This window comes from Legionella sp. D16C41 (genome assembly GCF_048541585.1).
Classification (GTDB): domain Bacteria; phylum Pseudomonadota; class Gammaproteobacteria; order Legionellales; family Legionellaceae; genus Legionella_C.
This window is the reverse complement of sequence record NZ_CP183303.1, coordinates 1,227,923-1,252,395: the sequence shown is the minus strand read 5'-3', so window position 1 is coordinate 1,252,395 and position 24,473 is coordinate 1,227,923. Positions and strand designations below refer to the sequence as shown.

Here is a 24,473-nt window from a genome sequence, read left to right as displayed (position 1 = left end):
TTGTAATAAATTTTGCTTAAGGAAATATTAAGTCTTATGTAAGCTTGCATAAAAATTTTTATTAATTAACTTTTAGGAATTAATATTAGTAGTTGAAATTAAAAGATAATTTACCGATTGGGTAATTGAAAGGTTACCTGACCATAACCTAACGCTTTATAACTGCCATTTCACGGATATAGCAGAGTTAATAGGTTAAAAATATATAAAAAAAACCAACTATCCAGCTATAACCAAATGTAAAATGATAAAATATCAAGTTGCGCACGCTATAAAAAGCTTATAAGAAGATTACTAAGATTTGATATGAACAACGGAATTGGTATATTAAGTAAGTTGCAATTGATGAAACTACAGCTTTACTTAAACCGAACGACACATCTTAGATGTGGATTGCGGTTCAGGAAAACCATAGCGCCCTGCCTTCAAAGCTATCACTTTAAGATGTTTAGTGACCATTTTTAGCATAGTGGCTAACCTGCTGAAAAAATAGCCAGCTTATCGCAAATAATAATTTATTATTTTATCTAATATATAATTTATTGATTATTTAAAGATTATTGACCCAGGCAAGTGATAAAACTTGCCCGATTATCAATGTTAGCTCATGTACTGAATTTCAAAGAATAATTGATTTGCCTTTACGTGCCCGCGCCAACTTCGGCCATTAGCAAAACCATCAGAATTGGCATAGATTCGAGATGGACCATGAAATTTACCGCCATCAAAATAACGATAACCAAGATTAACACCTAAATGGCTTTGAGTAGTGCGAAAACTTAAACCTGCAGAACCTTGCCAAGCAAAGCTATCATGACCTGTATCAGAACCAATAGACGTTGTAGAGCCGATGGCAGTCCCATCTACTACCTGAGTGCCTACAGTTTGAAAATGGCGTACTTGATTGTAAGCATAGCCAATACCGCCGCCAATAAAGGGAGTAATACCAATTGTTGCAAAGCCACTCCAATAGGGATCAGGATGTAAAAATCCATTAACTAATAAAGCTCGATTAGCTAATTGAAAAAAGCGTGTTCTAGCATTTCCGCTAAATCCTGTCTGGCCACCTGACTGGCCTGTTTGAAATTTTTGATAATCAAAAACTTCATGATTTAAGTAAAGAACGCTAACATCAATATATTCTTGAATAGACTTACCAACAGCAAAGGTGTAAAAACCTCGATCGCCTATGCTTGCATCATAGCCTTCATTAGCAAAATCCCAAAAGGTAGGATCAGGATTTTTAATACCTGGTTTTTCAGTCCAAGAATAACCAGTTCCTATAGAAGCAAACCAAGGACAAGTAGGAGAAATAGGTTCTCCCATAGTACCTGCATGCAAAGGTAAAGAAAGGAAAAAAGGTGCCAAAAACATTTTTTTATTCACAGTAATATCCTTATAATAAACAGCGAGCCATTATTGCAAATAACCCAGGGAAGCTCAATGCGTACAAGCTCCTTTACCAAAGTAGATAAATTTGCTTATTTGGCAAAGCAGGGTTTTAAGCGTAGCCTTGATGCAACGAAGTGTAATCAAGGTTTATTTATTCCAATCATTAAATTACTATTGTCTCATCCAACAACCAACAAAAAAATTTAAAATGGTAAATTATAGAAGGAACGCTACTTCTGGAGGAATATTTTTCCTCACTGTAACCTGGCGAGATAGGATGATTTAATCCTTAAGCCTAACAATGGTTTAGGCTTTGGCGAGTAAACCCTTGATTACGCTATGCTACATCAAGGCTACGCTCGCTACATTTATAAAAATATTGCAATTAAAAGATAAAGTCTTTAACTTTAAGATTTAAAGGATTTTTACAATGAAAAGGATTGTTCTATTATTTTTAAGTTTTATCCTCCCTTTTAAAGTCTTTGCTTGGTGGGAAATGGGGCATATGTTAGTAGCCAACATTGCTTATCAACATCTAAATGAAGAAGCCAAAGAAGAAATTAAAAAATTGTTACCTATTATGGAACAAGAAAATAATGCCTTCTATCAATATGATTATGATGCTAAATATCCCAATAGAAGCATGATGAAAATAGCCGTATGGCCAGACCATCTATTTTCTAAGCCCAATTTCTTACATACCATGTTTAATTGGCATTTTAAAGATGACCCTATCAGTGTAGATGGCACTCTACCTGAGAAAATATATACACAAAATGTAGTATGGGCAATTCAGGAATTAACTGACAATTTAAGCCACCTGGATGGCAATCCAAGCATTAGAGCTAGATCATTAGCTATGCTTATCCATTTTATAGGCGATATACATCAACCCCTCCATAATTCAAGTTTATATTCCAAACAATTTCCAGACGGTGATAGAGGTGGAAATAAGTACCTAATATCCTTTAAAGAAGAAAATGGCGATATTTTAAATAATCTACATCAACTTTGGGATAGCGGTATGACTTTATTTCCAAGCTATGGATTTCCCCATAATTCAAAAAATCTTATCGATGCAGAATTAATTACAGCTATTATTACCAACCACCAACCAGTAAAAAATTTTGATAGTAAAGCTTTTACTTTTGATCCGGAAAGTTGGCATAAAGAAGGCTATCAAATTGCAACAAATATATATGATATTGATTTTTCCGGGGAACCCAAAGCAAACTACTTAGCTAAAAACTCATTAATCATTGAAAAACAATTGGCTTTAGCAGGATATAGATTAGCTTTTTTATTAAATAAAGTTTTCTCTGATTCTCAAAGAAGTTAAATACTCGCCTATTAAAGTTAGAGTAGCCTGGGTGCAAGCCTGTAAGGCCGAAACCCGGGTTCAACCTCGTCACTACGATCTACACTTGCTTTATTGCGGTTCTATAAAGAAAAAGAGATGTAATTAGCATCAGAAAAACTGTAACTACAACAAAGAAAGACAGCGCCCAATGATTATGAGCTGGAATTTTTGCCACGATTATGGTTAAACAACCACCCAATAGCGTTAGTAATCCTAAAGCCAACGCCGTTGCAGCGCCTGCCCTATTAGGAAATACCTCTAAACAATTAGCAATACAGTTAGGGAAAGCAAATCCAGAACCTAGCATGAATAACACCATCGGTGATATAAAAGTTACTAAAGTGTGTTTGCTAAAAATCATAAATATAAAGGATAAAATGATACCTAAAGTAGCGCATATAACGCCTAAAAAAATGAGAGCATTTGCTGATAATCTATTAATTAAAATTGTTGAAAAGCTACTCCCTACTATAATAGCCGCTGAGGTAAATATAATGAGCCATCCTGTTTGCATAGGAGATAGTCCAAAGGTTTCTTGAGCGACCAACGGCATTTGTATTATGTAGGAGACTTCGCCTGCGTAGAATAAAGTTGCAATAAATAAATTATAAGTATATGCCTTATTCTTTAAGCACTGGTAATAGATAGTTATTAAATTATTTAAGCGGAAATCTTGTGATCCTGCATAAACATTAGTTTCTTTAAAAAAAAATTTAATGAGGCAAAACATTATGATTCCACATATAAATAAGAAGTAGAAATTTGCTTGCCAGCCTAGATAGGTTTGTAAGGTTCCGCCCATTACTGGAGCAACAACGGGCATAACTGCATAGAGGGCAGATATAACACTTATCGCTTTATTTAGCGTTTTTCCATTATAAATATCACAAGCTATTGCCGAACCTATACTTAAGCCAAAACCAAGGCCCAGTCCTTGTATTGTTCTACCTAAGATTAACGTAAATATAGATTGAGGTAGAATCAGTAATGAGCTACCTATAATAAAAATGATAAGTCCTGTAATTATGATTGGTTTTCTACCTATATAATCTGAAAGAGGGCCATATAGTAGCTGAGAAAAGCCCAGCGCAATTATCATTACATTCAATGATAACTTTACTACTGATTCGTCCGTACCAAGATCATTATAAATTGCTGGCACGGACGGCAAATAAATATCAGTACCGAGCTGCACTAGCATCAGTAATAAAATTGACTGAACATATAAAAATAACTTTGTGCTATCAGACATAGTTGTCTTGCCTATATTAACCTTTAACAGCTCTTGAATAAGTAAATTTGGTAACCCTAATTTATAAGTGATGAAACTCAGCATTAATTCGTTGTAATTGTTTAAATGCGATTATAATTGATGTTTCATTAAGGATTACCCATTTTTTATCAAGTCATCTATAAATGCGGTTATAATTTCTGGCTTTTCAAGAGCACCGATACCAAAATCACCGCCAGCTAGCATCTTGCATCTTGGAGGTATTTCTTTTACTCTCCAACTATGCAATTCATTTAGTTGGCGCCTTGTAATTGGATGCTCCCACATAAATCGATTCATGGAAGGAGCCACAACGAGAGGCTTTTTATTAAAAACCCATGCCCTTGCAATAGTCAAAAGCAAATTATCAGCTATTCCTTGCGTAACTTTTGCTAAAGTGTTTGCTGATAGAGGCGCAATTATAAATACATCTGCCCAATTTCTTAAGGTGATATGTAACACTTCATCACCGCGTTTTTTCCATGCATACCACTCGCTTTCGTCGTCAAATACTAACACAAGTGATTTAGCTAGGCTTAAATCAAAAAAATGATTAGCATGCTCACTAACAACAACTTTAACATTAAACAATTTAGTAAGAGATCGGATTAAATGAATAGTATCTTTTGCACCAATGCCAGAGTTAACTCCAAGTAATATATTTTTCTTCATACTTTAAATAATCGTTGCTTGCTGCATATGTGGACTAAGATAAGCATTTTTTTCTTTCTGCCAACCTCGCTGTGCTTTTATGTTTACAGTTGCACCATCAGGCAACTCAGATTCAACGATTACAATTGCATAACAAGGTTGTACTTTGTCAAACACATCATCAAGAATTGACCAAGCAGCAACTTCAAGAGAGATAGAGATGTTGGTATATGTGTCGATGTATTCTTGAAAAGAATGAAATTCAAGTAAGAATTCTTTTGGGCAATAAATAAACCTTAAATTTCCAGCATTTACCTCGTTTGCATCTTCAGATTCATTTGTTCTGAACGAGGTAAAATTGAAGCATATTTCATATGCTCTTTGTCTTCTTTCCATTTTTATTTTGTTAGGTAATAGTTTAAATCTAAAATCAATATTCATAGAGTATTTATCCTTTGCAATATAGGGAGCTGTTCTTTAGATTAGATCCAAAAATTGACAAGGAAATACTTCAATAACTTTTCCATCTCGGACAATGGTATAATTAAAGGTTATCGCCAAAGACTTTTTAAGTTCTAGCTGAATTAGTTTTGCGCAGACTCCTGAATATTTATAGTACTGTTTAAACACTTCAGGTAAAATAAAGAGTAGCTTTGATTGCACTGCTGATGGTTTATACAGTATTAGATCCTGAGAATCCAATGCAAACCTTTTATTTCCGGAGTTTATTTGTCTTCTAAGCCAGTCTAAAAATTTAGGCAGAGGATTTTTTTTAAATAGTTTCTTCTTTCGTATAGTAATTAAAGGTTGAATTCTATTCTTGTTTTTAAAATTTTTTTTAGGTTCATTTAAAAAAATTTCATAATTACACAAGCTATTTTTTTTATTTATTTCCATACTATTTTTCCTAACCTCATTTAAAATTTTATGATTAATCAGTAAACACAGGCTCCACTTGATTTAATGTCCATGTGTACATTCTTTAGGGCCGCTATTTAGCCACTTAATTATTATTTATTAAATAATTTTTTTACCATGGCAAAAACCATAGTAAAATAACAGCTTGAAATATATCTTATTGTTGTCGTTTGTAGGTGTATTTATGGAACTAAGAAAAATCTATTGGAATGAAATTAGGAAAACAGTAAAAAACATTGATGTTAAATTTACGCAATTAGTTGATGAATTAGGCCCAGGCAATAATTATCCTCTTTATTTAGCATCTTATCATTACGGCGAAACAATTGGTGATAGCAAAGGTACTATTTTAAAAGATGACTTAGGACAATTTTATCACCTTGGAGACTCTAATACACCAAAGGATATATTTAAAAATCTAAGTTATGGCATTAAAAACTCTCCATTAATGATGATTTTAGATAAAAAATTTGAATGGTTTATATCCGATCACCAAAAACATACTTCTTTCCCTATTTACGTTGAAGGCCCTGGATTTTTTATTGGAACACGTCAGCTAATTGCTGAAAAAGCTTCAAGAACTTCTATTTCTAGCTCGATTATGTCTTGTACAGCTGGATCTAGAAGTGTCTTTATGCTTCCAAATATTGGAAATCAAAAAAAGCATATGTACCTTCAACGGCAATTAGGTATTACCTGTTCTACACCAAAAGACATACAAAATCACTGGGAGGTTTTTAAAGAAATAAGCTTATTAAGCAAAAGTACGTGGCGAGCTAACGTTTTATTCTTTTCCTCTAAATGGATTGATAGTCTAAAAAACAATTCTAAATGGATACACTTACAAAAATATCTAATTGAAAAAATGATTAAAAGCTGGGAACATGATAAAAATTATTTTTTTTATAATTTTGCTTTTTCAAAAGCTCAAGAAACTTACAATATTCTCTCTAACCCATATTTGAATGAGACAACTAAACATATACTAGGTATAGCTTTAGGAGCAAATTTAGGTTATAAGCCAGCTACAGATAATTTTTCTATTCCATTAGATGAAATACAATTAGCTTATCAGGAAATATATCGAATTCAACAAACTCCGATTTTGTTAGAACCAGATAAATTTGATATTTACAATAAGCCTCAGCTTCCTATCTATTATTCCTTACAAAAACCTTTTATTTGTTTAGAAAAGCAAACTAAAACTGAAACAAGGGCGTTAGCAAACCTTCATTCTTTGATCAGAATGATAAATAAATTATATGCCTTTTTAGAAGCTCAACAAAACGGAGATTACAAAGGAACATTATTTCAAGAAATAACAGGAAAAATTAAATTTACTTACTTTCATCATTCTCCTGGACAGGATGATAAATGCAAAAGCAATTTTATCATTAATAATTCTTCAGAGATTGCTAAGCAAGACACACGATTTAATTTGAAAAAATATAATATGGAATACCTCTTTCCTGCTGACGCTAAATTTTTTAGAGGTTGTATTAAAATTTCCAAAAATTAATTTTAAGTCTGTTTATCAATTATTATTTAAATTATTTCTATATAAAAAACCATATAAATTATATTAATTTTTCTCATTTAAGAGAACCATAAAAACTATACAATAACTTCAGCTTTTTTGAATAATTCAAAACCAATTATGCAAAGAATAATTGCTAATGATAAAGGCGCGCAAAACATCCAAACATTAATCGTTTTATAATTAACACCAAAGTAGCCTACTAATGACGCCCCAATAATACCACTTACATAATAAGTCATTTTCCAAGTAGCAAATCCAAGTCCTTCTTTTCCTTCTCCCAAACTTATTGCAGCAACTTTTTTTGAAATTGGCGAAAAAACCAATTCTCCAACCGTTGCAAAACAAATAAATAATAAGCTAGGCAAAAAATACGTCGTTAACCCAAAAAATAAATATCCAAATCCTACAAGGCTCCCTCCAATTAATAGTAAAAAGGTATTTGTTTTATATTTTAACTTATTAATAAGCATTGGTTGTAGTAAAACTACGCATAAAGGGTTGGCAGATAAAATTAACCATAAAATCCAGGGATTATTATTAAATCGGACATTTACTTCAAAAGGAAAATAAACTTTGACCAAAGAATAGATTAACCCATACAAAAAAACCACACATACGATCATCATTAAAAGCAGAGGATCAGCCTTATTTTTCTCTAATTTAATCAATTTTCCATTAGATGGATTAAAGCCTTTAATCCTAAATACAAATACACTAGTACAAGCTAGAACTATAGCGCATATAAAAAATAAATTTTTTATATGTTCTGTTTTTAAATAGCAAAGAAGAAAACTAAATATAGACAAAGAAAAATTAAATATCACTGACTGAATAACAAGGATTTTATTTTTCATAATATCATCTTCGGCTAGCTTAATTAGAGCAGTTAAGTTTGCCACCGTAATAAATACCCCACCACAACCACACAAAAGTAAAGTAAACATTAAAGGATAATAAGAAGTAATCATTGATAAGAAGGAAAAACCTAGGGCATAAATAAGAAATCCTAACGCAGCTACTTTAGTAGGATTTAATTTCACAGTTAAATAGCCACTAACTACAGAGCCTGTACAAACTCCAATAGATAATGCTGAGATAAGCTTGCCAACTTGAAAAGAGTCAAAACCTAAGGACTTTCTTAAATAGACTGAAATAAAATAAGTTATACATATAGCAGCTGATTCAATCACTATTAGTGGAATTAATTTACCTGTTCCCGTAGGGGCATTAAAATAAAAGGAGTAAAGTTTTTTAAAACTAGTTTTTAACATTTAATTTATATCTCATTATCTAGCTAACATACACTCAGTTATGAATGAGGAATTAAATCCTATTATCATACCAATAAATACATTAAAAAAAGAATTTATAAATTTAAATGTTTCTTATCTGAAATAGCTAATAACTTTTTTGTTAATTATTGATTTTCATTTAACATACGCCGAAACCAGGGTTTCACTCAGGCTACATTTGCTTAGCCCAACCTAGGCTGGCTTAATTATCAAAGGAATATAGATTTCTTCTAACCCTTTTGACTTATAATAAGCTCATGCCTTAAACCAAGCTGTAAGAGCGGTTCAATCCCAATCATTTATTTTTCAATGTCTACTCCATGATCCATCAACTATATCGAGAAGATACAGATAATGCTGACGACTATGCTGATTTCGTATTAGAATTAATTAAAGAAGTGCGTTCAATTGATACTTCTAAAAGTAATTTATTAAAAATAATTGACTTGGCTATTAGTTCTATTTCTTCCTACAAAGAGAAACATAAAAAATATACCCATGTCATTTAAGAAGTTGGTTAATATGGATGTAACAGCTGTAGAAATTATACTTCATCAGGAAACGAAGGATTTTCTTTTTGAACATTATGTAATATTACGTCGATTGTTCTCCAATGTGTTAGGACAACTCGAGACAGACTACATATCAATTGCTTTAATTAATCAAAACGGGCAACTCTTTTTTCTATCTTCAAAACCTTCTATAGAGCAAAATTTAATTGAAAAAGGGCTTTGGCAATATGACGGCAGTTATCAAGCTGATTTTATTTATCAAGAACAGCCTAAACTATGGGCAGAACTTCTTTGTCTAGATCATGCAGCTCTCTTAAAGCAATATAAGCAACAGAGCCAAGGCTTAGTAATGGGAACTTCAATCCCAACAAACTTTACGGACTATAGAGCTATATTTTCTTTCGGCTTCAAAGGAGAAAATTTTTTCATTCAGAAAAAAGAACCTAGTCAGTGCAATAAACTATTTGCTTTAGGTAATTATTGCTTGAGAGAAATTAAAGATGTTGTACCTTTTCCTGACCAAAAAAAGTGTTATACAACAAAACTAAAACTAAAGATAATTATTAATAATCGGGAACTCTATGAAAAAACTTCTAGATAAAAACGATCCAATTTTAAGACAAACTGCAGAAGCTGTATTAGAAGCAGAATTCGGCAGTGATTGGCTTAAACAACTTACTAAAGATATGTTTGATATTATGGCTGAACAAGGTGCAGTAGGTGTTGCAGCTCCTCAAATTGGGATTAGTAAGCGAGTAATCGTATTTGGAACGAACTACACTAAGCGCAGGCAACCTGAATATCCTATTCCAGATACTGCTTTAATTAATCCTTCTTACAAAGTTCTTTCAGATGCAATTCAAACAGATTATGAAGGATGCTTAAATTGTGGTAAATTAATGGGACAAATTCCGCGCTCTATGGAAATTGAATATACAGGTTTCGACATAGATGGTAATAGAATAACTAAGAAAGCTACTGGACTAGAAGCGAGAATTCTCCAACATGAAATAGATCATCTCGACGGTTTATTATTCTTTGACCACATAGATGAAGAATCCTTAACCACAAGATCAGAGTTACAAAAAAAACAGGCTTAATTTATGAAACATCAAACTCAAATCATTCTAGCAGGTGCGCTCGGTAATTTAGTTGAGTCCTTTGATATGGCTATTTGCGGCTTACTATCCGTTTACATTGCTAAATATCTGATGGGAGATACGTCTCAAGGATTATTTCTTGTATTTTTAACTTTCTTCGCCGGGTATTTAGCTAGGCTATTAGGCGCTATTTTGATGGGATTATTATCTGATATCTATGGTAGAAAAATAATCCTAGCCTACTCTATTCTGACCATGGGGGTAGCTACAATTTTAATTGGCTTTATACCGACAAATAATATGATAGGAGTATACTCTGCTATTACTTTATTAATTCTAAAAATTATTCAAAGCAAAAGTAGCCTTAATGCAACAAAGTGTAATCAAGGTTTATTTATTACAATCCTTCCATTACTATTGTCTTATCCAACCAGCAAAAAAGTTTAAAATGGTAAATTATAGAAAGAGTACCACTCCTGAAGGAACATTTTTCTTCACTGTAACCTTACAAGCTAGGAAATCAAATTTGCTAATTGAGAACATTCATTCACTACTTAAGTAAAGGGCTTATTCCTAAAAATTGGGCTGATTTGATCCTTGAGCCTAACAATGGTTCAGGCTTTGGCGAATAAACCCTGATTATGCTACGCTACATCAAAGCTACGCTGGCTAACTAGTATCCTAGGTGCAGGCCTGTAAGGCCGAAACCCGGGTTTCACTTCGTTTCAAGGGTAGGCTAGCTTAAAGCGTTTTTGTTGACAGAATTTCACTGGCAAATTTTTCGGTAGTATGCTGATTACTAACGCGGTACTCATGAATAAGCTCTAAGACTTCTTCTACCGCCTCTTCAATTTTACCGTCTTGATTCACAATTATCCTATCACCCAGTTGTTGATGCTCAATGATGTCTTTTGCATAAGTCATACGTTTAGCAATTATTTCTCCATTTTCACCACGCGATATTAACCTTATCTTTAATGACTCAAGTGAAGGCGGTACTATAAAGATTGAATAACAATTAGGAATTTTACTTTTCAAATCCAGTATTTGTGAGTAGTCTAAATCAACAATGAGATCAATCCCTTGTTTTAGTTTTGCCAATACTTCTTGCTTTGAAAGACCAAAACCATAAAGCTGATCACTAAATTCCATGTATTCAAGAAAGTCATTGTTTTTAATTTTATCTCTAAACGCTTCTCGGCTAATATAGTGATAGGTTCGATCGGCCTCTTCATGGGCACGTCTCTCGCGTGTTGTATATGCTACAATTTTTTCTAAATGATTATCTTTACTGAGAAGGCTCTCTATGATTGTTGTTTTTCCAACACCAGAAGGGCCTGAAACAATATAAAGACGCCCTCGATAAGATACATTTTCTTTAAAAAATGGTAATGACGTTTTTGCATACATTTAAATTAATTCCTTTGATTTTACTTAAACTGCTCAATCCACTGGCTAAAATCATCAACTGAGTTAAAATTAAAATGGGCACGCTGGGTAGGTTGTTGAACAAGTTTAGAAGAGCACCAACCAACTAATGCACATTTTACACCGGCAGCCATTGCACCTAATACATCGTGATCATGATCGCCCACATGCATAAGAGAGCTTAAAGAAACATTTAATTGTTGTGCCAATAAAAGCAAGCCCTCAGGAGATGGTTTATTTTTTGAAACCTCACAACCTCCTACAAGAGCTTTAAAGAAATGATCTATTTTATGATGTTTTATTATGCGCAAAGCTGAAGCTCTATCTCGTCCCGTCCAAATACCCATGGTTATCTTTTTGTTTTTTAGTTGCTCTAGAATCGGCTTAATTCCTTCAATAAGCAATGTATCAGTTATAGAACGATGTGAGTAATCCCATAGGCGCTTTACTGCAACTTTAGCTTTTGTTTCATCTAATCTATCTCTAAATAACTCGGCAGACGTTAAGGAGCGCATAGTTTCTAATTCTTCTACGGTTACCTGCATGTTATAAATGCTTAACGCATAATTAAAGGCACTCTCCATTAAATGCCCAGAATCGATTAACGTACCATCTAAATCAAACACAATGGTATGAAGTTTCATATAATTTTTGCCATTTTGTAGTTAGCTTAAATACTTTACACCATTATTCATCGCATAATAGTCTTTAGGCGTCTTAATCACTAATGGAAATTGCTCGTGAAGCAGCTGACACATTTTAGTACAAATTTCTTGTACTTCTTGTTCATTGCCCTGATTACTTAACCTGCCAATAAATAATTTATGATAATCTTTTAAATTCATACTAAAAGTAAATGCATTTACCTTAGTAGCTAAATTAAGCATATTTGCATATTCCATTCCTTTCTCTGATAATGTGCGCAGATTATATTCATGCTCAAATGTTTTTTTAAAATCAATAAAATTTAAAATAAATTTTTTTTGTAAGATTTGTTCTTCTGCTGCACCTTGCAAGCGATATAACGTCTCATCCATAGCTTTTGTATTGCTAGAAGTTAAACGTGCAACTTTAGCCTCGGTGTGTGCAACAAACTCAAGACAAGTTTCAATAGTCACTCCGGCAATTAAAAAATCAATGTGTGTAGCAGTGTGGACTGATAGATGTTGGTAAACTTGAGTCATTTTTTTATTATATTCTGTTGCGTCTTTAGGCTGTGTAGAGAATGATAAATAAGTAACTCTTGATTTAAACTCAGCACGCTGCTCATAAGCAGGCCTATCGATATCAATATTAAATTCTTGATAAAGTGCTTTTCCTTGTCCCGTTTCTTGAGTCATGTTGAGTATCATGCAACCTGGTTTTAAGACAAAGAAACCAGTTTCGTCAATTTCACCACCCGCGGACTTTATCAATTTAGTCATTTTTTCTCTATAAAGATTATTTTGTTTCATTTTTTTTAACCTCGCGCCATAACTCTTTAATCCTAATTGGAGTCACGTGTGACCAATTTTGATTATTTTTTTCAAGGGCCGTTTCAATGTGTTTACAACGTTGTAGATACTTCAATACATTTTTTTTCACAATACCTTCAGGGTGTAAGTTAATAAATCGGCATAAGTTAACTAATGAAAAAAGCAGTCCCCAATTTCTTCAATAAAATGTTCGAAGTTATCATTACGATGAGTAAAGGCTTCTCGAAGTTCGGTAAATTCTTCTTGTACTTTTTCCATCACTTGCTCAATAGTTGTGAAATCAAAATCAACCTCAGCTGAATAATCTTGCGCTAGATAAGCTAAATCTAGAGGGGTCGTCGCGTCTTGCATGGCAATTAGTTTTGTTGAAAAATAATGACTAGCATTTGGCTTTAAATTTTTTTCCAAATCTTCCCAACGGTACGGAAGACTTTCAACACAAAGAGCACCCCTTGACAATAACTCTAACAAGCAAGGGTAAAGTAAATGTTCACAACTTAGTTTAAGTTGTTCATGCACTAAAGAAATGTCACGTGTCAACCTACCATTTAGAGATAGTTTCTTAGAAATCATAACAGGCATGCCGCAGTCAACCTCACTATCAACAATATGCGCTGTACTTGCCAAATAAACTTCACCATTATTAATCGCGTCGCGAATAGCATGCATTCCTACATAACGCGGCTTTCCTTGCTCATTTTTAATGGTTAAATCAGCTGGATGGACATTAATTCCTGGGAACTCTTGCACAAAAAAAGAAGGACTAATTTTCATAAAACCAGCATAGATAAGCGTATCAATATTCAGAGATCGCAAATAAACTCCTAATTGCTGAAAATAGCTTTCTCGTTGTGCGTGGGTAGTCACCTTCCCTTCTAAACAAAAATAATCTAATTCATATTTTTCGCTAATTAAACGCGCTTGACTGGTTTTCTGATCAGTACATATCGTGACAAAATTTAAATTCGGATATCGGTAAGCTTGGCTCAATAAAGTCTCGGCATTACTGCCCTTTCCAGACATTAAAATTGCCATACGTGGTGTGCCTTTATAAATTTCGAAAAGACGTTGTGCTAAATTTAACTTAGTGGTAGAGGTGTCAATAATATTATTAGGCTGCATAAATACTCTCATAAGCGACTAGGGATAAATCCCGGTAAAACTCTTTTTTTTCATCATAAAAAGCAAAGCAAGGCTCAAAAACAGGGAATACATCTTTAAATGTCGCTGCATCATCATAATTAATAAAATTTTTATCCAATAAAAGAGCTATAAAATCGTTTTGTACCGTTTTACAAAATTGAATATTTTCCATTTTTATTTCTTCTTTAATTTCTACTAAATAATCTATAATCATTTTTTGATAGTCTTTAGCTTCTTTTATTACCTCCTCAAAGCGGACAAATAAGAGTAATTGACCCATCATGTATTTAAACAACGCTTTACGTTGGCGTTTTCCAAAATTATCAAGGCATTCAGTTTTGTATTGTAAACTTTCTCCCACTCGTTGAAAAAGAATGCTAAATATATTATCAATTAGGTCATCTGGGTGAAAAGTGCTCAATTGTAAGGAAAATTCTTCTATTGTATCAATGGCAAGATTTCCCTCATCGCGTAGAGGTTTTACTAATTTCCACCATTTTTTTAGTTCTTTCGAATTAGCTTTAAAACACTGATAGTTATGCTTGGTCCACTTAAAATCTTCACAGAAAAATTTCATATATTTTTCTTTAAATAATTCAAGGTTATTCGAACCATGACGATACTTTTTTGAAAGTTCGTATAAACCACTGTCATTGCCTTTAAGACAAAATTGAACTAAAGCACTTAATATTTTTTTTATATTTTTGAGAAAATCGCTCGTTTGCCTAAGATCAATGTCAAACTCTTCAAAAAGCGGATAAATTTTTCGCTTTGAATAATCATATTCAAAGCCACTCTTTTTAAGGCTATCAACAAACATCATATCAGCTAGAACTAAGGTGAATGCTTCACTCATCATGCGATAAATGATATAAATTTGTTGATTTTCTACTGTATGTTTTCCCGTATATAATAAATCGGGTATTAAGAAATGGCCAAAATCATGTGCCATATAGGTTAATTCATGAATAAGATCTCTTTTAGGTGTTAAAGGAAGACCCGCGTTAAGAGGAGGACACCAGTAATTCTTTTCCCTACGATTTTTTGCCGATTTAAAAAAGACACCACGGTTTAATACGATATAAAATAAATTGGTAATACCATATTGTTTGGCCACAGGATTATTAAAATAGCTATTTTTTCGTATAAAAATCGCTGGATCGTTGCAAAAATCAATACTGGATTGTTGTTCTTGTGGATTAAAATTAAGGTTAGTTGGCCTAGCGTAATGAATTTTATTACAAATAAATTTTGATACTGCCATCGCCTGCGATGTATTTTTCATACCTCGGCATTCTAAATCAGAATAGGTTAAATTAGATTTTTTAAGTATAAATTTTTTGTAAAAAAATTCTGAATGGGGACAAGGGAGTTGAATTTTAGCGTCATCCCAAAAACCTAATGTCGAATAATTAAATTTATTGCAAATTATTTTTCCATTTTTTAGTTGATACGCGTGTAAAATGCAACAATCTTTGACAATCCGCCTAACGGAATTAAACTGCTTATTTGATTCTAAGGTAAAGGTGTTGTGAATTTTTAAGGCAGCAAGTACCTCTTTATTATCAGTCCATTTTTCTTCTAAAAGTAATCTTAATTCTAACTCATTTTGTATTTTAATCGTGGTAATGATGTCAATATCATAACGCTTAAACAGTTTACTGATTTCTTCATACTGCCTTGAGGCATACAGTTGATTATCAGTTATTAAATAAATAACTTGTTTTCTCATTCTACAACTCTTATTTTTATTTTACAAAAAACGAATAAGACATAACACGTTGGTTTAAACGCGTATTAAGAAAATCCATTAGCGCTTTGTAGTCAGGGATTCTATTTCCTCTAAGTACTTCACCTAGCGTTCTGGACCCCAGTCAGTTCGTAATTTTTCTAAATATTGTGATTGATGACATAGATGAACTTGCATGACTGACCAAACAGCAACCTTCGAATCAGTGAGTGGTAGATAAAAGAGCGCTCTAGGGGCTTTTCTCAAGTATATTTAACATCGCCTCTTCTTAACCTTAATTAACTCGAGTAATATGTATTTTTCTTGTAGATAGGCAATAATAAAAATTCAGGATTCAGCCGGAATTTATGTGATGCGCTTTATTCAACCATTACATCGATACTCTAACTATATAATCACGCAAAAAACCGTAATTCTCTTTCAACTAAACAAATTGAATTGCCTCCATAGTGATCATATAGCAGCATTTTAGCAAATAAATAAACACTTAATTATCCGTAAAAACACGGATAATTAATCATATTATTCTATTGCTAAAGGTAGATCATTTGAGAATTGATATTATTCCGTTATTACAGGTAAACGCAGTTTTTAATTTTGATTAAGTTAATTTATCTCTTGCCATTGAAATATGGTACTTACCTTAAGACTAAGTGCCGTAAACACTAAACGCTGGAGCTTAATTCCAGTTTATAAAATAAAATAATTATCATACCCACACTAACAGAAAGGCTACCAAGCAAAAAAAGATGTGAATCCAGCTGAGTAATAATTTTAGATAAATAACCAGAAAGTAGTGCACCAATACTTAATAATAATAACCAACAGCCCATCATCAAACCTTGAGTATCTGGCGATGCAATTTTCGCTATTATGGAAAAACCAATCGGCACTATTAGTAATTCAGAAATGCCTTGCAATAGACTACTTACAATTACCCAATGAATACTAACAAGACTTCTAGACAATAAGATTCCTATAACAACAATAAATAATGAGGCACCCATCGCTATTAATCCGACAGAAAATTGCAAAGCTGGATTTATGTCTACTCCCTTTTCTCTTAGCCATTTAAATAGATAACTAAGTAAATGACCACCTATAATAATTGCTGTGATGTTCACTAACCCAACCCATTGGGGTGGAATTGTAAAAATAAAAAAATGCCTATCAACCTGTCTTTCAATAAACAATGTCAATAATGTAGGCGTTAAATTCTGTAAAGTTGCAAAGATAAGTACAGGTACAACAAATATAAAAAACAGGCCTAATTTATTTTGCAATGGCTTATTACTTTTTTTCATAACAAATGCACTTATTAACATAAACAAAATCAGATTGATAACAAAGAAATATGTTTTATTGATTACTATATTTTGCATTAACTTGCTTAATAAAAATGGCATAAGCATAATACCAAGCAAAGTGATTAACTGTTTTAAAAAAGTTTGATTTGGAACATTATTGTGTTCGAGCTTAAGTTGTTGCCAATTTACAACAATGATTACCCACCCAAGTAAACAGATGATACTCGTAATCATGAACAAGCGTTGATAGTCTTGGTAAATAGTGTAATAACCGCTCAAGAAAAAAGCTGTTAAATAACCAATATTCATTCCACTATAATTGCGAAGAAAGACTGTTTCCCTTTTTAAATTATCATTTTTAAATAAAGTCGTAAGTAAGCAGTTCACAGCAATCGTAGAGGCTGAACCTAGCGCAACAAAAGATATTCCAATGTAAAGATAACTTGGAAAAGTGGCTAAAAGGCAACCTATCATCATAAACAAAGGGCTAAATAACAATAATTGACGATAAGAAAGATGTAGGCCAGCAATATATCCAATTGTAATTCGTAAAATGCCAGTACATCCCAAAAAAAGGGCTATTAAGTTAATAGCCGATAAATCAGAAAGATTAAGTTTATGAGTCGTATATAGAACCAGTGTAGAGCTAATTACTCCAAATGGAATTACTAACAACATTTTAACAAAAAATAAGACTCTTACAGTTAAAAGTGCTCTGTCGGACGCAGGTTTAGTAGAGTGAGGCAAAGTAAGCGGTCTGTTCATACAAGCAGTTATCTGATTATTATTGATATAAATTTTAAAAAAAGTTGGCGCTTATCACACAGAATGATATCTTTGTTCATTTTTATAATCAAATAATCAAAATGAAGGCAAATATAGCTATCTCATCCTGTCATGAAGTTGCAGACATTATAAATCCTAAACTTACACCACATGGTATGACTGTTTTTAATTTTTACAGAATCTATTTTGATGGTCGAATGATACGCTTATCTTCCGATCAAAAATGGACAGAACATTTTTTCCAAAAAAATTACATGAATACAATGACAGTACCCCAATCCTACTTAATCAAACCTTTAAATCATTACATCTGGTTAACTGAAGACTGTCCGGAATTACTGCTTGATGCTGCGCTTAATTTTAATACTTCAAATGGCATTTCAATTGCAGAAAAGCATCAAGAATATATTGATTATTATTGCTTTGCTACCACGACAAACAATACGCGAATTATTAATCATTTTTATTTAAGCAACCTAGATTTATTACATCAATACGGGCTTTATTTTAAAGATAAAGCAAATAAATTAATAAAAATGGCAGAGAAAAGTACGATACAACTTCTTAACCCTGACACCTGTAAGGCGAATAATCGACCAGAAAAACATTCATTAATTAAATTATCTCATCGAGAATCAGAATGTGCGCAACTACTTTTACAAGGTTTAAAGTATAAAGAGATGGCAAAAGAACTTAAAGTATCTCCTCGAACAATTGAATGCTATATAGATAACCTTAAATCGAAACTTGATTGCCAAAATAAAGCTGAGATAATTATTAAACTGTTTAAACTAAATTTACCATTTATCCACAATTCCAATACTCGATAAATCTATCTATAAGAAAAGGGAAGCCTTTTTGATACTATTTTGGAGTATTAATTATAATTTGACCGCAATTAACAGGTATCAATCAACGTTTGTTCCCTTAAAATAATTATGTAAACCATTGGAATGCTTACCGACGCATAACTTGAAAAAACAAAGCAGAAAAGTGCACTGAAGCCATTACTCTAAAAGAGCAATATGCTATTACGATTAATAGTCTTATCTGATAACTAATGGAAATAATTTTTAATTGTAAAGATTGTGCCTAGACTCTAAGCAAGCGTAGCCTTGATGTAACGAAGTGTAATCAAGGTTTATTTATTCCAATCCTTCAATTACTATTGTCTTATCAAGGTGGAAGAAAATTAAAACTTTATTCTCAAACTCCCTACATAAGTCAGGTTTACCATTGCTTAAAACCAAACATAATGAATTTTGCCTCTGGCAGCGACGTTTTTGAGAACATACCATTAAAGATGAGGCAGATTTTATAAATCATGTTAATTATATTCATTATAATCCTATCAAATACGGCTCAGTTAAATCACTACACGACTGGCCTCACTCTTCATTCCATCATTACATAAGTCAAGGCCTTATTCCTAAAAACTGGGCGAATTTGATCCTTGAGCGTACTGCTAATTCTAGCTTTGGAGAATAAAAACCTTGATTACGCTGACGCTGCATCAAGGCTATGCTGGCTGAATCATAAAATGACGAGCGATGTTATTGCAGGCTATATTATTGCGGATGTAGAGCGGTTGAGAAAACCAATGCAACTAATTACCGATTATATTTTAAAGTGTATGGGAATCGTTAAATCGGCTGATATTATTGCCCTACAACCTAAAGAGAAAAAATTAAATGACTGATTTAACTAACCAACATTCAGAACTACTTGCTGCAATTCGAACCACATTAAATGAAGCAAGATCTCAGTTACAAACTACAGTTAACCATACAATGGTTCAAGCCTATTGGAACGTAGGGCGCTTGATTGTTGAACATGAGCAACAAGGGCAAAAACGCGCTGAGTACGGACAACAGCAACTAAAATCACTTTCTAAACAACTCAAAGGTAAGTTTGGAAAAGGCTTTGATGAACGTAATTTAAGAAATATGCGTGCATTTTATTTAGCTTACCCAAAATGGAACGCAGTGCGTTCCGAATTGACCTGGACGCATTATCGAGTGTTGTTAAGGGTAGAAAACCAAAAAGCTAGAGATTGGTATTTACAAGAGTGTATAGAACAAAATTGGAGTGCACGTGCATTAGAAAGGCAAATCAGTACATTATATTTTGAGAGATTGCTGTCAAGTAAGGATAAACAACCGGTAATTGCTGAAGCTAAAGAACATATCCAAGAGCTACAAACAAATCCAAAACACTATTTACGAGATCCCTATATCCTAGATTTTCTTAACTTACCTCATGCCCCACTACTAGAAAACACCATAGAGCAAGCACTAATTGATAACTTACAACATTTTTTACTGGAGCTAGGAAAGGGATTTGCCTTTGTTTCGCGTCAGCAACGAATTAGTACTGAAGATCAAGATTTCTACATCGATTTAGTTTTTTATAATTTTAAACTTAAATGCTTTTTGTTAGTCGATTTAAAATTAGGTAAACTCACCCATCAAGATGTTGGCCAAATAGATACCTATGTCAGAATTTACGACCAACATCGTAAAGGCTCTGACGACAACCCTACCATCGGCTTAATTCTCTGCAGCCAAAAAAGTGAAGCTGTCGCTAAATATTCTGTGTTAACTGACAGCAAACAACTCTTTGCTTCTAAGTACCTCCCTTACTTACCAACAGAGGAAGAATTACGGTTTGAACTAGAACGTGAACGTGCTGCTTTAAGTCAATTACCTGATAGCAAAGAAGAAGAAATTTAGTTCGTTTTTTCGCCACATACAACGTATGTATATTGCGCCCTTAGAAAAATGATTTTCTACGGGATGAAAGAGAATTGAAACCTAACTTGCGCAATCGATAGATACAATAGGAAATATAAAGGATCAACTTAGAAATGAACTAATGGTAATATTACTAATAATTAAATTATCGTAATTAACCTTTTAGATTTCAGTACGGTCCATTTTGAAACTCAGTTATCAAGGATTCCTTGACAGCTGAATTTGTTTTAACAGCATATAAACAAAACTTAATTATAAAAATAAATTTAAATCAGAGCTTATGCAGTAATTTTTTATCGCTTAGAAAATCAACTTTGTTCATTTTTTTAAGTTGTTCATTTTTATTGAACATACCATAATTATGAACAAGAAAGCAGGAGCGATAGTTATGGATACGGAAAAATTGTTGTCTATAATAAAAAACAAGTTAGGCGCTGAATGCAGGTATGACAAACGATCAAATCAGCTCAATATTCGTATTCAACAAAATAATCTTACCTTTAAGCCCGAGATAATTGGCAACATCGATAAATCGAATATTGGTGTAATCACCCACTATCTGCAGCACTTAAATAAAAAAAGTATATTAATTACTAACCACATCAACAAAGTCCTTGCTGAAAAATTACAAAAGGCAAATATTGAATACATTGATTTCTCAGGCAATATGTTTATCAACACAGCCCCCGTTTTTATCTCTATCAAAGGTGAAACGCCTCAGAAGTCACCTATATTAGATACCCAGCATTTTTCACTTAGCGTTGCCAGTATAAAAATTATTTTTACTTTACTAAACATTAAAAGCGCAGTAGATCGCACTTATCGTGAAATTGCAAAAATGAGCGATGTTGCCCTTGGAAGTGTAAGTAAAACTCTTTTAATGTTAGAAAAATACGGTTATATAGTCACAAAAAATCATGGTGAGAAGCATCTCGTTAATAAAGAAGATTTATTTAATAAATGGTGTATTGGATACATAGAAAAATTGCGCCCTAAATTAATAATGGAAAAATTCTCAACAGATAACATAGCTTTGTTAAAAGAAGTAAACCCTACAGATTTTAATTTTCTTTGGGGTGGAGAAATAGCAGCGGCCAAACTAACTACCTATTTAAAACCCGAGTTAATTACCCTCTATGCATATGATAAACTGCCTTTATTACAATACAAATGCCGGCTAAAACGAGATGTTAATGGCAATATTGAACTACTTAAAAAATTTTGGAATTTCGATACCAAAACTTACGAGCAGAATAATGTACCGTTTATCTTAATCTATGCAGATTTATTAAGTTCCTCTGACGAGAGAAATCAGGAAACAGCAGAAATTATTTATGACAAATTTATCAAGAAGCAAATGGAATAATATTTCAGGCAATGATATTGAATTATTTAAACTGATAAATAAAATTATCCTTAGCAATAATTGCCCTTATTTTCTAATTGGGGCAAGAGCAAGAGAAAGGGCTTACTGACTAAAGTAGCTAAAAGTATCGATAAAATAAAAATAAGAGTAGTCTACGCTTTCTATAAGTTCTAAGTATAATCATAAGCCTACTTTTTTCCTAAGCGCTGAACCTCAAAAGGCTTTTGTTTTTTATGACATTGTTAATAAATCAATTTGTTATTCTATTCTAATTAGACATAATTAAGATAAAATCCGCACCTCGAATAAGTAAAACTTAACAAATTGGAGAGGTTGGTTATGGCTAGTAATACAGCTGACATATTAAAACTACTAAGTGATACAAGGTTCTTTAATACTTCAAGACAAACAAGTGTGGTCTTTTCTAATGGCTCATCTATAACATTTAACGAAACTCGCTCTACTAATTTATTAGAAATTGATGGACATCGCTATTCTTTAGATGACCCGAATGCAGTAGTTAATATGCCACAATCAACACGTGAGACTTTCTGGAGTATTTGTTCTGACAAAGCTAAAGACTCTGAATTATACCGCACTTATGCTCGTGCAATCTTAGTGAAAAACGATATCTCTTTAGATAGATTTAGTTCAGAAAAAGTAAAACTAGCTATCATAAACAATGCTTCTGATTTTGCTAAACTAATATCTTCTTGTAAACAGTATGGCCATACAGATGCTTTACAAGACTTGCAAAATTGGGAAGAAGACCAATTGGTAACGCTTGTAAAAAAAGCAAGTAATATTAAAGAATTAGTAAAAATTTTTAATCAATTAGGATATAAATCACCGCTTACTACTTTAAAGAATATAGAGCCCACTTATTTAAATATTTTATTAGAAAATGCTTACAATGCAGGTGAATGTTTAAAAGGATTGATAAAAATTGGTTATCAAGATGCCCTTACATTACTGCTTTCAATGGAGACGCCTAAATTAACAAATCTTCTTAATAATCATTATAATTCGTTAGAGGTAATAAAAGGATTTGCGAAATTGGGGTATCAAAATGCATTTAATAAGTTTATAGAGCTTACCCCTGAACAGAATAATGTGTTTGTGAACAATCATTATAATTGCTTTGAGGTTATAAAAGGCTTTGCGAAACTAGGGTATCAAAATGCATTTAATAAGTTTTTAGCTCTTACTCCTGAGCAGAATAATGTACTTGTGAACAATCATTATAATTGCTTTGAAGTAATGAAGTCTTTATTAAAGCTAGGGCATCGCGATCCATTTGTAACTTTCTTTTCTATAGAGCCACAGAACCGTCAACTTATATTAGATAATCACTATAATTCATTTGAACTTATTAATTTCTTCCAGAAAATAAATTATTCAAACCCATTACAAACTTTTTTTGATTTGGATCCTACTACTCGTCATTTATACCTCAACAATACTTATGCTGCGAAAGAAATCATGTCGGCTTTCTATAAACAAGGTAAGAATGACCCCCTTTCTTATTTAAAGAAATTAGGTAATGATGCATTCATTACTATGGCGAATTCCCAATATGAATATATATCTCGGATTAAGCGTGGTGTAAACTTAGAACTTGAATTCTTACCAGCTGTTTTAGTCGATAATGAATTTAGTTCCGCATTAAAAGCTTTTATAAAAATGTTAGACAAGCAGGAATCAAATACTTCTCTATTAGAAGCTCTTAATGTTGATAATAAACAGCTAGAACAATTTAGAGATTCATATAATCAGAAGATTGTTAACAAGCCAGTTAGACTAGATGGTGATTTATTTGATTTAGACACTTTAACTAGTTTAAGAGTAGATAAAAAAGGATATCGAGCTAATCCTTTAACGCAAGAAAAGTTCTTATTAAGTGATTTACAACCTGCTAAAGATGTTCAACGAAAAATAAGTGAAGTAATTGAACATGCTCAGTTAGAACAATCAAGAAATCAAAGCTTCACTCTTTAGTAATTAAGATTAAAAATTTAATTTATATTATTTTTACATGGGCTTCTTGTTAAGAGAAGCTCTAAGTTAGTAGCGAATTTATAGCCAAAGTGGCTTAAGAACCAGAGCTATCATAGCTTGCATGTTGAGCCCTCATCTGCTGCGCTAAAATTTTATAGAAATAAGGGTTATATCGATATGCCATTTGATGATCCGGATGGCTATGAAGGAGATGCTCGAGATATTGCGGTAGGGAAGATATTATGATTCAAATTGAAAAAATAACGGGTGAATTAGCTCAAGCCATGTGTCAAACAATCACAGAAGATTTACCTGAGTATTTTGGTTTGCCCGAAGCTAACAAGCATTATGCAATAGGTATAAAAAAAAGAAATTGCTTGGAAGATAGCAGATTGGATAAAGAATACAGAAACAGCTGATTTCCAAGCAAAA

At 32.6% G+C, this 24,473-nt stretch carries 23 protein-coding genes and 3 pseudogenes; 13 read left to right on the top strand and 13 right to left on the bottom strand.

Going from position 1 to position 24,473, the window contains the following annotated elements; all coding sequences use genetic code 11:
* Positions 1-600: 600 nt before the first annotated feature.
* Positions 601-1,386, bottom strand: coding sequence for an outer membrane protein (locus ACNVED_RS05550; protein WP_419420759.1), 786 nt, complete (start codon positions 1,384-1,386; stop codon positions 601-603).
* Positions 1,387-1,443: 57 nt separating this feature from the next.
* Between ACNVED_RS05550 and ACNVED_RS05545 the strand changes: the two genes are divergently transcribed.
* Positions 1,444-1,599 carry a hypothetical protein gene (locus tag ACNVED_RS05545; protein ID WP_419420758.1) on the top strand — a complete coding sequence of 52 codons (156 nt, stop codon included), beginning with the start codon at positions 1,444-1,446 and terminating at the stop codon, positions 1,597-1,599.
* 223 nt (positions 1,600-1,822) lie between these two features.
* Entirely contained in the window at positions 1,823-2,731 is a 909-nt protein-coding gene (locus tag ACNVED_RS05540; RefSeq protein WP_419420757.1) for a S1/P1 nuclease, read from the top strand.
* 79 nt (positions 2,732-2,810) lie between these two features.
* Here the strand turns inward: ACNVED_RS05540 and ACNVED_RS05535 are convergent, their stop codons facing one another.
* From ACNVED_RS05535 to ACNVED_RS05520, 4 genes are all read right to left on the bottom strand, one after another.
* Positions 2,811-4,004: a Bcr/CflA family efflux MFS transporter gene (locus ACNVED_RS05535; protein ID WP_419420756.1), complete on the bottom strand. Its 1,194-nt coding sequence runs from the start codon at positions 4,002-4,004 to the stop codon at positions 2,811-2,813.
* Between the two features lie 135 nt (positions 4,005-4,139).
* Positions 4,140-4,694 carry a flavoprotein gene (locus ACNVED_RS05530; protein ID WP_419420755.1) on the bottom strand — a complete coding sequence of 185 codons (555 nt, stop codon included), beginning with the start codon at positions 4,692-4,694 and terminating at the stop codon, positions 4,140-4,142.
* Between the two features lie 3 nt (positions 4,695-4,697).
* Positions 4,698-5,114 (bottom strand): hypothetical protein, encoded by a 417-nt coding sequence (locus ACNVED_RS05525; protein ID WP_419420754.1) that lies wholly within the window; start codon positions 5,112-5,114, stop codon positions 4,698-4,700.
* 36 nt (positions 5,115-5,150) lie between these two features.
* Complete coding sequence (locus ACNVED_RS05520; RefSeq protein ID WP_419420753.1) at positions 5,151-5,570, bottom strand: hypothetical protein; 420 nt, start codon at positions 5,568-5,570, stop codon at positions 5,151-5,153.
* Between the two features lie 205 nt (positions 5,571-5,775).
* Between ACNVED_RS05520 and ACNVED_RS05515 the strand changes: the two genes are divergently transcribed.
* Positions 5,776-7,110 (top strand): hypothetical protein, encoded by a 1,335-nt coding sequence (locus ACNVED_RS05515; RefSeq protein ID WP_419420752.1) that lies wholly within the window; start codon positions 5,776-5,778, stop codon positions 7,108-7,110.
* Positions 7,111-7,205: 95 nt separating this feature from the next.
* Here the strand turns inward: ACNVED_RS05515 and ACNVED_RS05510 are convergent, their stop codons facing one another.
* Positions 7,206-8,402, bottom strand: a complete 1,197-nt coding sequence (locus ACNVED_RS05510) for an MFS transporter (protein ID WP_419420751.1) — start codon at positions 8,400-8,402, stop codon at positions 7,206-7,208.
* 377 nt (positions 8,403-8,779) lie between these two features.
* Here ACNVED_RS05510 and ACNVED_RS05505 point away from each other — a divergent pair.
* The 4 genes and pseudogenes from ACNVED_RS05505 to ACNVED_RS05490 all read left to right on the top strand — a co-directional run.
* A pseudogene (locus tag ACNVED_RS05505) lies at positions 8,780-8,932 on the top strand (transcriptional regulator); the annotation flags it as partial.
* Between the two features lie 13 nt (positions 8,933-8,945).
* Entirely contained in the window at positions 8,946-9,536 is a 591-nt protein-coding gene (locus ACNVED_RS05500; RefSeq protein ID WP_419420750.1) for a flagellar biosynthesis protein FlgJ, read from the top strand.
* The gene (def, locus tag ACNVED_RS05495; protein ID WP_419420749.1) at positions 9,517-10,035 is read left to right on the top strand and encodes a peptide deformylase; all 519 of its coding nucleotides are present in this window, start codon (positions 9,517-9,519) and stop codon (positions 10,033-10,035) included. Before ACNVED_RS05500 ends, def begins: the two co-directional genes overlap by 20 nt.
* Positions 10,036-10,038: 3 nt before the next feature.
* Positions 10,039-10,395, top strand: a pseudogene (locus ACNVED_RS05490) (MFS transporter); the annotation flags it as partial.
* A gap of 381 nt (positions 10,396-10,776) precedes the next feature.
* Here ACNVED_RS05490 and ACNVED_RS05485 read toward each other — a convergent pair.
* From ACNVED_RS05485 to ACNVED_RS05455, 7 genes are all read right to left on the bottom strand, one after another.
* Positions 10,777-11,445, bottom strand: coding sequence for a guanylate kinase (locus tag ACNVED_RS05485; protein ID WP_419420748.1), 669 nt, complete (start codon positions 11,443-11,445; stop codon positions 10,777-10,779).
* Positions 11,446-11,465: 20 nt separating this feature from the next.
* Positions 11,466-12,107, bottom strand: a complete 642-nt coding sequence (locus ACNVED_RS05480; protein WP_419420747.1) for an HAD family hydrolase — start codon at positions 12,105-12,107, stop codon at positions 11,466-11,468.
* Positions 12,108-12,128: 21 nt separating this feature from the next.
* A complete protein-coding gene (locus ACNVED_RS05475) occupies positions 12,129-12,917 on the bottom strand; it encodes an FAD-dependent thymidylate synthase (protein WP_419420746.1) in 789 nt (262 codons plus the stop codon).
* 171 nt (positions 12,918-13,088) lie between these two features.
* The gene (locus ACNVED_RS05470; RefSeq protein ID WP_419420745.1) at positions 13,089-14,060 is read right to left on the bottom strand and encodes a formyltransferase family protein; all 972 of its coding nucleotides are present in this window, start codon (positions 14,058-14,060) and stop codon (positions 13,089-13,091) included.
* The gene (locus ACNVED_RS05465; RefSeq protein WP_419420744.1) at positions 14,050-15,813 is read right to left on the bottom strand and encodes a hypothetical protein; all 1,764 of its coding nucleotides are present in this window, start codon (positions 15,811-15,813) and stop codon (positions 14,050-14,052) included. Before ACNVED_RS05465 ends, ACNVED_RS05470 begins: the two co-directional genes overlap by 11 nt.
* Before the next feature lie 123 nt (positions 15,814-15,936).
* Positions 15,937-16,077 carry a hypothetical protein gene (locus tag ACNVED_RS05460; protein ID WP_419420743.1) on the bottom strand — a complete coding sequence of 47 codons (141 nt, stop codon included), beginning with the start codon at positions 16,075-16,077 and terminating at the stop codon, positions 15,937-15,939.
* Positions 16,078-16,496: 419 nt separating this feature from the next.
* Complete coding sequence (locus tag ACNVED_RS05455; protein ID WP_419420742.1) at positions 16,497-17,903, bottom strand: MFS transporter; 1,407 nt, start codon at positions 17,901-17,903, stop codon at positions 16,497-16,499.
* Between the two features lie 101 nt (positions 17,904-18,004).
* Between ACNVED_RS05455 and ACNVED_RS05450 the strand changes: the two genes are divergently transcribed.
* The 6 genes and pseudogenes from ACNVED_RS05450 to ACNVED_RS05425 all read left to right on the top strand — a co-directional run bounded on the left by ACNVED_RS05450 (position 18,005) and on the right by ACNVED_RS05425 (position 24,460).
* Positions 18,005-18,754: a response regulator transcription factor gene (locus ACNVED_RS05450; RefSeq protein ID WP_419420741.1), complete on the top strand. Its 750-nt coding sequence runs from the start codon at positions 18,005-18,007 to the stop codon at positions 18,752-18,754.
* A gap of 698 nt (positions 18,755-19,452) precedes the next feature.
* Positions 19,453-19,623 (top strand): annotated as a pseudogene (locus ACNVED_RS05445) (integrase); the annotation flags it as partial.
* A complete protein-coding gene (locus ACNVED_RS05440; RefSeq protein WP_419420740.1) occupies positions 19,616-20,656 on the top strand; it encodes a PDDEXK nuclease domain-containing protein in 1,041 nt (346 codons plus the stop codon). The pseudogene ACNVED_RS05445 and the gene ACNVED_RS05440, both read left to right, overlap by 8 nt.
* Positions 20,657-21,065: 409 nt before the next feature.
* On the top strand, positions 21,066-22,043 hold the full coding sequence (locus ACNVED_RS05435; protein WP_419420739.1) for a type IV toxin-antitoxin system AbiEi family antitoxin: 978 nt from the start codon (positions 21,066-21,068) through the stop codon (positions 22,041-22,043).
* Positions 22,044-22,382: 339 nt separating this feature from the next.
* The gene (locus ACNVED_RS05430) at positions 22,383-24,041 is read left to right on the top strand and encodes a hypothetical protein (RefSeq protein ID WP_419420738.1); all 1,659 of its coding nucleotides are present in this window, start codon (positions 22,383-22,385) and stop codon (positions 24,039-24,041) included.
* Between the two features lie 242 nt (positions 24,042-24,283).
* The gene (locus ACNVED_RS05425) at positions 24,284-24,460 is read left to right on the top strand and encodes a hypothetical protein (RefSeq protein WP_419420737.1); all 177 of its coding nucleotides are present in this window, start codon (positions 24,284-24,286) and stop codon (positions 24,458-24,460) included.
* The last annotated feature ends 13 nt before the right edge of the window (positions 24,461-24,473 follow it).